The 14,726-nt window shown below is 48.7% G+C and carries 10 protein-coding genes; 4 read left to right on the top strand and 6 right to left on the bottom strand.

Going from position 1 to position 14,726, the window contains the following annotated elements:
* Positions 1-225: 225 nt before the first annotated feature.
* Both MJ611_RS11965 and MJ611_RS11970 read left to right on the top strand, forming a co-directional pair.
* A complete protein-coding gene (locus tag MJ611_RS11965) occupies positions 226-1,071 on the top strand; it encodes a hypothetical protein (protein ID WP_250430049.1) in 846 nt (281 codons plus the stop codon).
* A gap of 48 nt (positions 1,072-1,119) precedes the next feature.
* Positions 1,120-1,812, top strand: a complete 693-nt coding sequence (locus MJ611_RS11970; protein WP_250430050.1) for a putative periplasmic lipoprotein — start codon at positions 1,120-1,122, stop codon at positions 1,810-1,812.
* Between the two features lie 88 nt (positions 1,813-1,900).
* Here MJ611_RS11970 and MJ611_RS11975 read toward each other — a convergent pair whose 3' ends face one another.
* Positions 1,901-3,376, bottom strand: coding sequence for a nicotinate phosphoribosyltransferase (locus MJ611_RS11975; RefSeq protein WP_250430051.1), 1,476 nt, complete (start codon positions 3,374-3,376; stop codon positions 1,901-1,903).
* 234 nt (positions 3,377-3,610) lie between these two features.
* Here MJ611_RS11975 and MJ611_RS11980 point away from each other — a divergent pair, with 234 nt between their 5' ends.
* Both MJ611_RS11980 and MJ611_RS11985 read left to right on the top strand, forming a co-directional pair.
* On the top strand, positions 3,611-4,660 hold the full coding sequence (locus tag MJ611_RS11980; RefSeq protein ID WP_250430052.1) for a DUF6687 family protein: 1,050 nt from the start codon (positions 3,611-3,613) through the stop codon (positions 4,658-4,660).
* An 835-nt stretch (positions 4,661-5,495) separates the two neighbouring features.
* Positions 5,496-6,353 (top strand): universal stress protein, encoded by an 858-nt coding sequence (locus tag MJ611_RS11985; protein WP_250430053.1) that lies wholly within the window; start codon positions 5,496-5,498, stop codon positions 6,351-6,353.
* A gap of 39 nt (positions 6,354-6,392) precedes the next feature.
* Here MJ611_RS11985 and MJ611_RS11990 read toward each other — a convergent pair whose 3' ends face one another.
* The 5 genes from MJ611_RS11990 to MJ611_RS12010 all read right to left on the bottom strand — a co-directional run bounded on the left by MJ611_RS11990 (position 6,393) and on the right by MJ611_RS12010 (position 14,372).
* The gene (locus tag MJ611_RS11990; RefSeq protein WP_250430054.1) at positions 6,393-6,779 is read right to left on the bottom strand and encodes a hypothetical protein; all 387 of its coding nucleotides are present in this window, start codon (positions 6,777-6,779) and stop codon (positions 6,393-6,395) included.
* A gap of 74 nt (positions 6,780-6,853) precedes the next feature.
* Entirely contained in the window at positions 6,854-7,696 is an 843-nt protein-coding gene (locus MJ611_RS11995) for a thermonuclease family protein (protein ID WP_250430055.1), read from the bottom strand.
* Between the two features lie 143 nt (positions 7,697-7,839).
* Positions 7,840-11,265: an amidohydrolase family protein gene (locus MJ611_RS12000; protein ID WP_250430056.1), complete on the bottom strand. Its 3,426-nt coding sequence runs from the start codon at positions 11,263-11,265 to the stop codon at positions 7,840-7,842.
* Between the two features lie 220 nt (positions 11,266-11,485).
* A complete protein-coding gene (locus tag MJ611_RS12005) occupies positions 11,486-12,142 on the bottom strand; it encodes a hypothetical protein (protein ID WP_250430057.1) in 657 nt (218 codons plus the stop codon).
* 208 nt (positions 12,143-12,350) lie between these two features.
* Positions 12,351-14,372 (bottom strand): tetratricopeptide repeat-containing sensor histidine kinase, encoded by a 2,022-nt coding sequence (locus MJ611_RS12010; RefSeq protein ID WP_250430058.1) that lies wholly within the window; start codon positions 14,370-14,372, stop codon positions 12,351-12,353.
* Positions 14,373-14,726 lie beyond the last annotated feature (354 nt).

Here is a 14,726-nt window from a genome sequence, read left to right on the forward strand (position 1 = left end):
AGAAAAATCATAGAGAAAGATTTAGATAATATTGAACACTTTGTCGAAAGGTGGCATGAAATGCATGAACCTTTAGTAACTACATGGGAAGGACACCTAATTGAAGGCAAATAGTTAAAATTATTAATTCATAAAAAGAACTTGCGCTAACCACACCTTTACGGCAGCTACGCCACCGCAAAGCCAAGTCCGTTAGGCACCATTTAAATTAAACTTACCAGATTCATGGAAAAACAAAACCCTTTCTCAGTGTATGATTTCTTAGGCTACCTGATTCCTGGTTCAGTATTAATTTATTCTTTGCACATCATTAATCAAATAGAGAATCCTGATAGGCTTATATTCAAAGAATTAACAACAGTTGTTAATGATTTTCAATTTGAGAAATTCTTTGTCCTGATTGTCTTTTCCTATATCCTTGGTCATTTTATTAGCTTTTTTTCATCAATTACCATAGAGCGTTATGCAAACTGGAAGTATAGTTTTCCTTCCAAGTACCTACTCGGCATGAGCCATAAGGGGTATTGGAAAACAGCACGTAATTGGACTGACTATGGCTGGAGGGTAGTATTAATCATAATTCTAGCTCCATGTGTTATTCTTGACTATTTATTAGGTTCAAAACTAGCCTTCAGCAGATTCTACCAACAACCTATGGACCCATTCCTCCAGGATATAACAAAGAGTAAAATCAGAAAGCTGATAAATCATATAAGCCCAGAACATTCAACAAATTTGGATGATGAGAAATTATCTCAGTATGATTTCCATAGAATTGTGACTCACTATTCTTATGAAACGAGTAAAAATCATCAATCAAGAATGAGTAATTATGTTGCTCTCTTTGGGTTTTTAAGAAATACATGTCTAATATTCAACGTGCTAACTATATATTCAATAGCTTACATGATTTTGAATGGAACAGAAAATTTTATATTTCCTGTCATGTTTACTTTAGCAACATATTTATCCTTTATGGCATTTATGAAATTTTACAGAAGGTATACATTAGAAGGATTTATGGTGTTGTTGATTAGTAATATAGAAAAAACAGTTCCTAACCACGCCTAAACTTTAGCTACGCCACAGTTTAGACCAGCCGATGAGAATAATCAATTTATGAAAAGGATCTATATCGGCCTGTTAGCCGCTTTACTTGCTTCATGTAGTCAAGTTGACGAACAGAAGCTAAGTACAAGCAAACACCAACCTGCACTTATGGATCAGGAAATAGCTGCAGATAGTAGTTCAATGAATCCTGAACAAGCAAAGGAAGAAGGCAGAAAGCCAAGCTACTACGAAAGGAACTTCAGAGAGATTAGACTTGATGAAATGGTTGGCTCTAAGACCTTACAAGAGCATCTTGCTGACCCCTTAATTCCCTTACTTTTCAAAGATATTTTTCAGAAGAAGGCAGAACTACAAGATGATCAGGCTCACGCTATTCCAGACAGCTTGTTCAGTAAAGATAAAGAAAGACATCCCTTTTATTTTACTCTTGTTACCAGAACAATTTGGTGGGCAGACGGAGCATTTGCTGAGCCTCTTTATTCAACTATGAAGGAGTACGTTGAAAGTAATCCAAAGCAGCTAATTGAGTATTTTAGAACTGCGCCTTACTTAACAGAAGCTGATTTTAATAATTGGGCTGACGGAGTTGCGATGGAAGTAGGCGTAGAGTTTGAGAATAAAGAAAGAGTAGAAATAGGGCAGATTGAAGAAAGAATGGTCAGGAACTGTACAGGCTGTAATAGGGAAGAATTAAGCGTGCTAAAGAAGTTTATTGAAAAGGTAAAGGAATACAGTCCATAACTGCACCTTTACGTTAGCTTCAACACGCAAATCCACTCTCCGTTCACAAAGTACACCATTTACACCTCCCAAACTACATCGCTCCCTGCTACGCTTCTTCCCCGATCTTGCGCAGCTTCAGGATCAGCGAGGTCTTGAACTGGTGCAGGTTTTCTTCCAGGCCGGCCGGGTAGGTGTGCGGGTTTAGCGGACGTCGTGTGGTTTCGTGCAGCATGCTGATCTCTTCTTTTACCTTCGCTTTTATACTTGCCAGCGCAGGCAGATCATACCTCAGTTCTCCGTTTACAAATACCGGTACCAGCAGGTCGCGGTGAGCGGTGCCCGGGGCTATGGCTTTGCGGCGGGTAATGTCGAGTGGGTCGATGATGAGCGGCTGGTCGGGCAGCGGTGCCTCTTCGTTGTAGACCATGTCGGCAATGTTGCCGTTTTGGTTGTAGTAGCGGCGCACCTGCTGTATGCCCGGGTTAGAGGTTTTAGCCAGTTGCTCCGATAGTTTGATGGTGTAGCTCCAGTCGCCGTTTTCCTGTTTCAGCGCTGACAATTTGTACACGCCTCCCAGAGCAGGCTGGTCGTAAGCGGTAGCCAGTTTAGTGCCTACACCCCATATATTTATCTTCGCTCCCTGCTGTTTCAGGCTGGAAATGATGTGCTCGTCCAGGTCGTTGCTGGCTACAATGTTTACGTTGGTAAAGCCTGCTTCATCGAGCAGTTTGCGTGCCTGAATGCTCAGGTAGGCCAGGTCACCGGAGTCGAGGCGAATGCCGTTGAGGTGATAACCCTCGTGTTGCAGTTTACGGGCTGTTTCAATTGCTTTTTCCACGCCCTCAAGGGTATCGTAGGTATCCACCAACAGCACCGAATCGTTCGGGAAGGCATCGCTGTAGGCATTAAAAGCATCCTGTTCGCTTTCAAAGGACTGTACCCAGCTATGTGCATGCGTACCGCTAACCGGTATGTCAAATAACTTACCTGCCAACGCATTGGACGTAGCGTCTGCTCCTCCGATATAAGCTGCCCGTGTAGCAGACAAAGCGCCGTCTATACCCTGTGCGCGCCGCATCCCGAATTCAATTACCCGGTCGCCCTGTGCTGCATCTATTATGCGGGCAGCTTTGGTAGCCACTAATGTCTGAAAGTTGATGATCGTCAGCAGCGTAGTCTCGATGAGCTGTGCCTGCAGCAATGGCCCACGCACCCTTACCAGCGGCTGGCTCGGGAACACCACAGTGCCTTCCGGAATAGCATCTACAGAGCAGGTAAAGCGCAGGTCGCGCAGGTAATCAAGGAAGGCCGGTTCGAACAGCGGCTGGCCTTTGCTGCCTTTCAGGCTTTCTAAATAGCTCAGGTCATCTTCCCGGAAATGCAGGTCCTGCAGGTAATCGATTGCCTGCTCCAGACCCGCAGCAATGGTGTATCCTCCGCTAAACGGGTTTTTGCGGAAGTATAAATGAAACACGGCTTCCTGCTCTGCTTTGCCCTGCTTCCAGTAGCCATAGGCCATGGTAAGTTGGTATAAATCGGTAAGAAGGCTAAGGGAAGTGCTGTAGATCTTTTTCAGGTTCATGGTACGTGTCTGGCCGATTTGGCTCTCTAAAACGAATGTAGCAGAGGCAGGGTTTAGAGGTAGCCACTGCTTTTACCTGCGGTTAAGGTACCGTAATTTTCCAGATTCCTGAAAAGAAAGTAGGAGATTTATTCCCGCTGCTGCCGTTTATACTTGTGAGTGGAGGTTGTTACACTTCGGGGTAGAAGAATAGTTTCTGCTGACGCCGGATCATAATTTCCGTACCTTTATACCATGAAACAGCGACAGTTTATACCTTTCTCAGAGGTCAAAAACCATAAGGCCATTATCGTAGACAGCACCCACCCGAACGGGCTTATACTTTCGCACTGGCGCGGAGCACCCACCCCGGAAGAGGTGCGCGACGATACTAGTGCTGCCATGGTGCTGAACGCGTTGCGGCTGAACATTCCGGGCTTGGAGCTGGAGTATGTAACGGCCAACCATTTTGATATCGATGGCTTTGTAGGCGTATGGGGCCTGCTGAACCCGGAACTGGCGCTGGAGAACGAGGAGCTGCTGCGGCAGATGGCCCTGATCGGTGATTTTAGGGAGCTGGACCTGAACCACCCACTGGCAGGAGAGGCGCTGAAACTGGTTTGCTGGATCAATGCCCGGGAACGTGACCTGTTTTACCCGCCTTTCGGAGCGGAGCAACTGCCCGAGGCCGAAGTAACGCTGTGCCCGAAGAAGTTCAGGTATTTTCTGCGGGAGTTTACGCGTGTGCTCAAAGATCCGGATTGGGAGAAAGGCGTGTGGGAAGACGAAGTGGCCGATGTACTGCTGGGCTACCGCGACATGTATAAACCAACCACAAAACTAAAGCGCTACCCGGAGATCGGGCTGGTGATCATCGAGACGCCGCAGCCGGTGCACTACTATGCCCTGTTCAGCCGCACCATCGGCTTCGACATCGTATTGGCCTGCTATGACCAGAACCGTTACGAACTGGAGTATAAGTATACCACCTGGGTAGACCTGGCTACCCGCCCGACACTGCCGCGCATTTCCATGGCGCCGCTGGCCGCACGCCTGAACGAACTGGAAACCTCCGGCCGCACCTGGACCCACGATTCCATTACCGACACCGGCCCGCTGCTGCGCCTGGATGGCAACAAGCTCTCGCGCATGGAAGCGTTCGATAGCCCCACTGCACGGGAGATTTACTCTTCCTCGATCCCGGCAGAAGAGCTGAAGCAGGTAGTGGTGGATTATTACAAAGCAGCTTATGCGGGCATACAGCCCAAACAATACTGGTCGTGGAAAGAGGTAAAGGCCCTATGACAACATGTCCTCACAGCGTCTTTCAGACCTGTGAGTGTCTAGGTGGCTACAGAGCAGAATACAAAAGTATAAACCCACCCCTGAGAGCTACGCTCGCTAGCTCAAAACTCTCGTTTTGGCTAGTCCACGGGAGGGGAATTCCCGCTAACTGTCTCCTTGTAAGTATAAGTTTCATAGTTAGCCTGTTGATCCAACCACTCCTAACACTCAGAGATATGCTCGCTAGCTTCGAACTCGAGTTCTCGGTAGTCTATTGCGGGGAGTTATGACACTGCTATACTACAGGTATAGTTTCATATCTGCTACAGATCATCCCCCTACCCCCCTTCAAAGGGGGACTTTCGGCTACTGCCAATTTATATTTTGTTCCCGCTCGCAACAAGCGCTTACGAAGCAGTATCATTTCCAGTCCTTGGGTTGAGCGCCTTCTGGGTTTCCGGTGCCACGCCAGTGGCAGCCGGGAGGCAGGAAAGCTAGACAGCGCGATGCCCGAGGACGAGGCCCCGCGGCCCTGAGCGCAATCAAAAATATAAAATGAAACTATAAGCAAGTAAGACTGAGGATGAAAGAAAGCTACGAAGTATAAGGCTTGTTAGCGTCATGTATAAACCTCAACTATAAGTATAAACTTGTTTAAAGACAGATTTATACTCTGGATACCACAACAGCACATCTAAAATGAGTTTAATGCTGGCATAAAGCCCGTTTTAATCCCTTAATCATGATTGTTGTCACTTTTATGTACTTATTTCTCTATCTCTTTGGCTTCTTCACGTATACATAGTAGAATTGAGATATTGAACACGCTTAAGCGGTATAACTTACATATCCAGACATGAAAAAGATCCTTTGCCCTACTGACTTCTCTAAAACTGCTTCCAAGGCCGTAGAGTATGCCGTACTTATTGCGCAACGCGCCGGGGGGCACCTCACGCTGATGCACGTCGTGCACCTGCCTATTGTAGATACTTCCGAAACTGCCCTGGTAGCAAGCGAACTGCTGGGCGAGCAAATGCGCGACGCCGAAGAAAGACTGAAAGCGCTGGTGCTTGAAGTAGAAGGGCGGCACGGTGCCAACAGAGGCGGGGGCTTCACCTGCGACTATATTCTGAAAGAAGCATTGCTCACCGATATTACAGAGCACCTGACCAAAACCCAGGGGTACGACCTGATCGTTATGGGTACAACCGGTGGCGGCAGTGCACTGGAAGAATTGCTGATCGGGAGCAACGCGGAAGCTGTGATCGAACAGGTGCAGTGCCCAGTGCTGACAGTTCCGGCCAATGTTGATATCCCGGCAGTTAACAGAATAATTTATGCGACAGACTACGTAGAGGCAGATAAAGATGCGCTGCGGGAGGTAGTGGAGTTTGCCCGTATGTTTGAAGCGCCGGTAGATGTAGTGCATGTTTCAAAAGAGGGCACTTCTGAGGGAACAGCCCGGGCAGAGCGTTTCTGGAACGAACTGCAGCAGGCCATTCCAAATTACCCGATCCATTTTCAGGAGGTGATCAACAGGCACCGTTCGGAAGGAATAAAAGAATACTTCACCCATACGGGGGCAAGTATGGTAGCCATTCTGCGCAAAGAAAAAGGCTTCCTGCGGGATCTCTTCTCCCAAAGCCTGGCAGAGAAGATGACTTACCAGGGCGAGGTGCCACTGCTGGTACTGAATGGTAAAAAGTATAAATAGGGACTAGAAAAAAAGGCTCCCCGGTTGGGGGAGTCCTTTTTATTTTACATTTCCTTCTTCAAAAATAAAGGCCAGGTCCTTGCTGCAGGTATCGCACTGGTAACGCCCATACGCTTCAACGGCGCGCAGCAACGTAACATTTTTGTAATTCGCTTTGCACTGCAACAATACCGGACAGTCATGCTTTACGTGAAAAACGTCTGACACTTCATCGTTGCAAAAGTAGACACGTTTCTTGGCCATGTCAGTCGGGATCTTGTGGAATTTCGGGGCCGGTCTGAGCGCTGCCTGCACGGTGTCGGCTGCAACAGTTTCTGTCTGCGGGGGAGCTGCTACAGCCTCCTCCTGGGAGCCGGAACTCTGGCAGGAGAACAGCGCGGCAAGGCAAAACAGAGCAAGAGGCAAAGTGCTTTTTTTAAGCTTCATAAATGGGAGAAGGAAGCAAAATTGTAATGTCATGTACGTATCGGCTGGCGTAAATTCAAAGGTATAAAAATTACCTAGTTCGGGCTACAGGTTTTATCGGCACGGCGGTTATAATCACGAATGGCTACGGCCTCGGTTATAGTTAGTATCTCTTCTTTGCAACGCTTCAAAACCGAGCAGTTTTTACTCAGGTGGTAAACCGAAGAACCGGTGCTGTTGCAGATGTACACCTGCCGTTTTTCTGCTCCTTTCGGCATCACGGTTATACTTGAGGTTGCTTCCGTTTTGGAAGAGGTGCCGCTGCGCTTCACCTTCCGGAACTCCCAGGGAGGAATTGGATTCGGGTCCTGCCACAGGCCGCGTTTGAAACGGCGGGCGTCTGCCTCCAGGTTAGCCAACCGGGTATCGTTGGAGTAAGCTTTGTAGTGCCAGGCGTAGCCTTCGCGCACCAGTTCTTCGTTCAGGTTTCGGCCATCCGGAAGTATGATGGTGCCCACCGTGCGGCCGTAGCGGTCTTTGTTGTGCTCGATCAGGCGCACACTTTTACCGAAAGCCAGGTCGGAGGCGAACTGCTTGGCGCGTTGCCCGTACGCCTGGTTCTTTTCGGGCGTATCAACTCCGAAAAGGCGCACCGTAACCGTTTGCCCGTTGCGGAGCAGCTCAAACGTATCGCCGTCTTTTACGCCAACTACTTTGTCGCCAACGGTGGTTTCCGGTTTTCTTGTTCTTGTTTCTTCAGGTGTCGTCGGCTCTTCTGACCGGGCGGCAGGCTCCTCTTCCAGTACTTCTTCCTGCGCATTTCCCTGTTGGCGCTCCCTGAATTCTTCCTGGGCTCTGCGGCGGTCTTCGGCCTGGTTGCAGGCAAAAGAAGATACCAGAGCAAGCAGTAGCAGCACCCGGATACTATACTTTTTCATACATCTATACTTATTGCTTGTACAGGTTAATCCTGTACATGTTGTTGCAAAGCTATACTTTATACTCAGGTTAATTTACAAAGTATAAAAGAAAAATCCCTCACCGAAAAGGCGAGGGATTTTGGGCTTGTTCAAAGTATAACTTACTCCTGTATACCTGGCACACCAACCGGCATGGCGCTGTGCCAATCGAAGTCCGGAGCTTTGCGCTTAGTAGGTGCCAGTTCGTCTAGGGTATTGGCGTCGTACAGGCGGCCGTTTCGCATCACATACTTGATAGTATTGGTGTTGCGGATGTTCTCCAGCGGGTTCTGATCCATGATCACCAGGTCCGCCAGCTTGCCGCTCTCCACAGAGCCGATGTCGCCATCCAGACCAAGCGACTGGGCACCCAGTATAGTGGCTACTTTCAGGGCATCATGGTTGCTCATGCCACCCGACTGTACTGACCATACTTCCCAGTGGTAACCCAAGCCTTGCAGCTGACCGTGTGAGCCCACCCCAGCCAGACCACCTGCTTTCACCAGGTTGTTCACGAACTCTGCGTGGCGTGAGAATATGTGCTCTTCTTTGCTGAACCAGCCTGGTCTGCGACGGGCTTTTTCGTCCAGTTCCAGCTTCGGCGTAAAATAGCTTAATTTCTTATCACCAATCACATTCTCGGTAGCATAGTAGTAGTTCTCCGCCCATGGGCCACCGTAAGATACCAGCAGGGTAGGTGTGTATGCCATCTTGGTCTGCGATACGAAGTCCACCACATCTTTGTACAGCGGGTAGATCGGGAAGGAGTGCTCATGGCCCGGATACCCGTCGATAGCCTGCGTCATGTTCAGTTTAAAATCAAGACCGCCTTCCGTTGTTGGCATCAGGCCTTGCTCTTTGGCAGCCATGATGATCCACTGTCGGTGCTGGCGGTTACCCACCAGGTACATCTTGATCGTTTTGGTGTTGTAGTACTCTGAATATTGGCGCAGCACGCTCTTGGCATGGTCGAGACTCTTGATGTTATAAGCCCAGTAGCCAACACCAGGACCGGTAGAGTATACTCTTGGACCCAACATTTTACCGGCATCCACCATATCGGCATAGGTTAACACGTCGGTGGTGGCGGTTTGCGGGTCGCGGGTGGTGGTTACGCCGTAAGCCAGGTTAGCGGCATAGATCCATACCTGGTTGGTGTGCACGCCCCAGCGTGGCCACATGTGCGCGTGGGTATCTACAAAGCCCGGTGCAATGGTCTTGCCTTTCACATCCATTACCGTCGCGCCTTTTGGTGCAGTCAACGTACCAGAAGCACCTACAGCCTTGATGCGGTTGTTCTCGATCAGGATATCGCCGCTTTCGATCACTTCATCACCCTTCATGGTAATGATGCGCGCACCCTGCAATAAGATGATACCCTGCGGAATGTCGCGGTCTACCTGAATGGCGATTTTGGTTTCTTTCGGCTTGTAGTTCTCAATCTTAATGGCCTCTTTTTCCTTGCGGGTGCTGTCGGTTTTGGCACTATCTACACGAACAGAAATCGTCTTCTCCTCTTTGGCCAGCTCGGCAGCTGTTTGCTTGGCTCTGGCCTCGTCTAAGTTATAGGCAAAGAAGCCGTTGCCAATCGACCAGTACACCGTCTTGCCATCCGCAGACCAGCTCGGGAATTGCCCACCAATATCGGTCAGTTTCCAGCTTGGGAACTGCGAGCTGGTTACTTCCGCTACAGAAATAGTTGGGGTTTCGCCGCCCACTTTCGGGATTGTAACTACATAGATCTCGTTGTTGATGAGGGCTAGGGCTTTGTCACCCACAGGGGCTTTGATCAGGGTAGAAGCATTAGAAGGTTTCTGCTCCGGCTCGCGCTCGTTCAGGTGCAGGTTGTGGCTCATCTCCTCTTCCAGCATATCAGCAAAGCTGCCGTACGTGGTGATACCCTTCACCTTCACATACGATTTCTTGTCGGTACCATCCCAGCGGATCGAGATCAATCCATCAGCAGGAGAGTAGAGGTAAATGCGTTCGTTTTCGCCTTTCACAAAGTGCGGGTTGGCACCCAGCGTTGCTTTCTTGATGAACGTGCTCTCGCCACCTTTAGCCGGAATCCAGTTGATGGACTGGCGTGAATCGAAAGCACCCGGACCTACTGCTTCGCGGTAGGCCTGAGAAGAGCCTTTTACGAACACGATCTTGTCGCCTTTCGGGGACCAAACCGGCTCCTGGAACACCGCATTCTCTTTGGTTAATTTTTCCGGTTTGCCTTTGCCATTGGCGTTGATCTTATGGATAGCGCCACCTGTTTTTTCATGCCAGGTAACGTAGGCAATGCTCTTTCCGTCCGGCGACCAGGTTGGCTGTGCTTCGGTATACTCCGCGTCTGTCAGGCGTTTCGGTGTGCCGTTCGGATAATCCATGATGTACAGGCGATCCAGGGCAGTGAACACCACGCGCTTTCCGTCCGGCGATACAGCGGCATCACGGATTTGCGTTACGGTCATCTGCTTGTCGTCCTTGATCGGGTACTTGAACGATACCTGCGGACCTACTTCCAGCTCTGTTTCTACAGAAAACGGAATTTCTTTGGCTGTACCGCCATTCATTGGCAGTCGGTAAATTTTACCACCGTAAGAAGCAATCAGCTCTTTGCTGTCCGGTGTGAACGACATGGCAGGCAACACGCCAAGCGGTGCAATAGATTCCTGCTCGTCGCGCTGTACCGGGTAAGCGAGCCATTTCTCGTTACCGGTTTTCAGGTTCTGGGCAATAAGGCCTGTTTTGTCGTTGTAACGGGTACCGTATACCAGCCAGGTGCCATCCGGAGAAAGGGTAGGAGAGAAGGCAGATCCGTAGCGGGATGTTTTGGTGTCGGTCTCACCGGTTTCGCGGTCGAAGGTGGCGAGTTGGTATTGCGGCAATTGTGCGTTATAGTTCCAGGCGCCTTTGCGCTGTGCGTACCAGATGTAGCGACCGTCGTTGCTTACAGTAGGCTCAATGGTTTTCAGCTCATCCGGCTTGCTCAGGATCTGCACACCGCTGCCGCCATCCTTGTGGTACAAGTATAGTTTCAGGTTACGCTTGCCCTTGGAGGCAACCACATACTCGCCGTCCGGCGTCCACTCCGCAGATTGGTAGTTCTCGTTTTTGCTTTTGGAAATCTGCTTTGCCTTTTTTGTTTTCAGGTCGATGGTCCACACGTTGTCGGAGCCGTCGCGGTCAGAAACGAAAAGGATGGATTTACCATCGGGGCTGAACTTTGGCTGCGTGTCGAAAGACATGCCTGTGGTAAGCTGCTGTGCTTTGCCGCCTGCTATCGGGAGCAGGTACAGGTCGCCGAGCATGTCGAACACCAGGTTGCTGCCATCGGGGCTCACGTCCAGCGCCAGCCAGGAACCCTCGCTTGTATTGATTTTGATTTTGCGGGCAGCCGCCAGCGGGAGGTCTTTTTTCTCCTCCTTTTTGACTTCCGGCTTTTTAGCAGTACCGGCATCCTGGGCAAGGGTTGGCTCCAGGAACAAGCCCAGCGAGCACAGCACCAGCAAGGACTTTTTCCAACGTCCGCCACTGCGAAGTATAACTTGCTTCATGTAAAGGTTAGTAGAGTTTAGTGTTTATGAAGTTCTGAAATTAGCAAAATATTCCAAAAACCTGTTCGGAATTATATCAACTGCCGAAAAGTATAGCCTGCACGTACTTTTTCATGGATGAACCCCTGCAAACAGCCTGAAAACTGAACAGCCAGTGCCGGCTGCTTTTAAGTATAGCGGCCAGCTCTGGCTGTCGTCAAACAAAAGGGTATACCCTATGTTATTGTCTGGCCTGTACTGCTTCAGTGCCAACCTTTATGTTAAGCGGGTTGTAGCTGCTGTTTGGCACTACCACCAGGCCGTGCAGTGTTTCCCCTGGCAGGATCTGCTTGTTGGCAATGTTGTAGCGCTCCAGGTTCTGCAGCATCTGCTGATTTGCGCCGCCTGCTCTTATCATGTTGAAAAGCGTAAGCCCGGGGCCCAGAATTACTCCTATTGGGAATGAGCCTGTTTCGGTTACCTGACCGTTCACCATTTCAGTAGAAGTAATTTTAGTGAATGTAAAACCTAGGTAAAGCAGGTAAATAGGTACGCCTTGCTTTAACCTGGCGTGAGCAACGTTCGGATCGAGCGGAGTAAACTGGTTTTCGCCAGAGAAAAACTTTACATCGTTAGAGACATTTATGGCCTGATCTGAATTATTGGTAAGTTTTACCGCTACTACCTGTACAAAATTGCGACTTTCCTTCTTCACATATTTCTTGTTTCCACGCTCAGCCAACACACCATGTTTGTACTGTAGCACCACGTTGTTGCTTTCTGATTTGGCTGAATAGGTTATGTTTTCAGGCGTGACAGCCTTGTAGCTGGAGGCACAGCTGCTTAAAAGTACTACTGTTGCTACAAAAGCAAATGTTTGAGTAAAAAATGTTCTCATAAAAGCTGGATAAAAGATTGAAAAATTTGAGACTTCTAAATTATAGGAATATCATATATAGTGTATCTGTTGTTATGAAAATTAAATGAAATTATTTTACCACTTGCAGCTCGAGTGCTAGTGGTACTGGGATAGAGAAATAAAGGGTACAAACAGTTATATGCAGCTGTACAGTAATTGCAGAAGGTGTAGGTGTGTAAGGGTGAATTTAGACTAGCTGAAGTTCATGTTCGCTTGCACTAAGGGCGGGGGCATCGCAGTTCTGAGATACAATTGCAGCCACAGGAAGTGTAAACTCGAACCTGCTTCCCTTACCAGGAGTACTTACAACCCGGATGGTGCCGCCATTCTGCTCTACAAAATCCTTGCAGAGCGCCAGCCCCAGGCCGCTGCCTTTTTCGTTGGCAGTGCCTTTGCTGGTATAGCTGCTGTGGCCGAATAGTTTTTGCTGCACTTCTTCGCTCATGCCAATGCCGGTGTCCTCTACTGAAATATGCAGCATTCCGTCTTTTTGGGTAGCTGCGAGCGTTACCTCTCCGCCTATATTGCAGAATTTTATACCGTTCGAAAGAAGGTTACGCAGCACCAGCCGCACCATTTCTTTGTCAGCCAGGGCTACAGGATCTGCAGCAATATGGTTTATCAGTTTAATATCCTTGCTGATGGCCTGCGGTGCCAGCAGGCGTATGTTCTCGTTTGCCAATTCCTGTATGGCAATCGGTACCCGGTTTACTTCAAAGCCCCGCATTTGTGCCCTGGCCCAGTCAAATAGGTTGTCCAGCATCCAAAGTACGTTTTGCTGTCCGCTAACAAGGCTGTTGAAAAGCTGCTGTTGCTTGTCGGCCGGCACTTTGCCCATGGCCATCACGTGGAGCAACCCTTTCAGGGAAACAAGCGGGCCGCGCAGGTCATGCGCGATCACGGAGAAAAGTTTGTCTTTTATGCCGTTGAGGCGCTCCAGTTCTTCTTTCTGTTTCTGAAGCTGCGCTGCCTGCAGGGTGAGTACTTCCTGGTGCTCGTTCAGTGCCAGGTTGCTCTGTGTTATCAGCTCATTTTTCTGGGTCAGCATGTTGTTGATGTGGCGCAGCCGCTGCCTGCCCCTGAAAAAAACAAACGCCACCACGCAGACCAAAAGCAGCAAGGCAATAATAAAATACTGAACAATGCTTTTATGCTCAAGCTCTTCCTGGTGCAGCTTGTGTTCTATTTTAAGTTCGAGGTTTTCCTTATCCTTCCGGGCTGTTTCATACTTTACCTGTACCTGTGCAATCTGGTTTGCAACCTGCTCATTTTTGATGCTGTCGTTGTAAACTGTATAAAGCGAAAGGTATTCGTGCGCCTTTACAAAGTTGCCCGTTTTGGTATAAATCTTATCCAGGAGGGCTGCCGTAATGCGTATCTCATCCCTGCCCTCGTATTTTTTTGCCAGATCCAGACTGGCATGCGCATCCTTCAGTGCTTTGTCGTATTGCTTGGCTACCAAGTACGCCTCGGCTTTTCCGCGCAGGATGTATACCTTATCGTGGAGACTGTTTATCTTTTCAGTATAAGGTAATGCTTTGTTGAAATAGGCAAGAGCGGTAGCATGGTCGCCTTTGCCTGTGTAAGCGATGCCGATGTTAATAAGGCAGATAAGTATACCTTGCGTGTCCTGGAGTTTCTCTTTTAGCGGAAGGCTGCGTTTGTAGTAAGCCAGGGAGCGGTCGAAATTTTCCTGTGCCAGGTGTATGTTACCGATGTTGTTGAGTATGCCACTGAGCAAGGTTGTATCGCGGGTGCGTGTAGCGATGGAAAGCGCTTTCTCATAGATAGGCAATGCCTTTTTATACTCTGCCTGGCTGTTATGGATGTTGGCAATGTTGTTGTAACTGGCACCTATACCTACTGAGTCGCGGACCTGCTCTCTTATCTTAAGTGCTTTGTAGTACAGATTGATCGCTTTTTCATAATCTCCCAATACATAGTAACCAGCACCTTCTGAGTTGTACGCCTTTGCGAGTGCTTTCTTATCTCCATACTTTGCCGCAAGCACTACTGCTTTTTTGCTGCTGTCTACAGCTGCCTTCGGGTTGGAGTTGCGAAGCTCCTTACTGACATCCAGTAAGTTTTCGATCTTCTGATCTGTTACTGCAGTTTGTTGCTCTGCCTGTGATTGCTTTACAATGTTTTTGTCCTGAGGGCCAAAAAGCGGAAGAAAGAGAAACAACCTGGTAAGAACAAGGAGCATCATAAAAGGCAAAACTTGGATTGGGGAAAGTATAAACTATCTGTCTTTTGATCAGCAAGTTAAAATAAAATTTTCTGTAATATAGCGACTATGCAATATTTATTAACAGATTAATACCTGTTGGTGCCCGGAAGCAGGTAAGAAAATGTCAGGAGTGTTTTTCTGTTGGGTTAAAATATCGAAGACAGCTCAATAGATATGTAGTTTTATTTGTTTTAGCAGGTTTGCTTGGGATATTCAGACGGAGGGAGCTATGCAACCCTCTCGGCACGTTTGAGCCAACTTCTTTTGAAAAAAAGCAGAGTTGTTACCGGCCGCAAAGTATATACCCCTGGCACGAGCGTAGCTGATCGTGCC

The organism is Pontibacter ruber (assembly GCF_023630205.1).
Taxonomy (GTDB): Bacteria; Bacteroidota; Bacteroidia; order Cytophagales; family Hymenobacteraceae; genus Pontibacter; species Pontibacter ruber.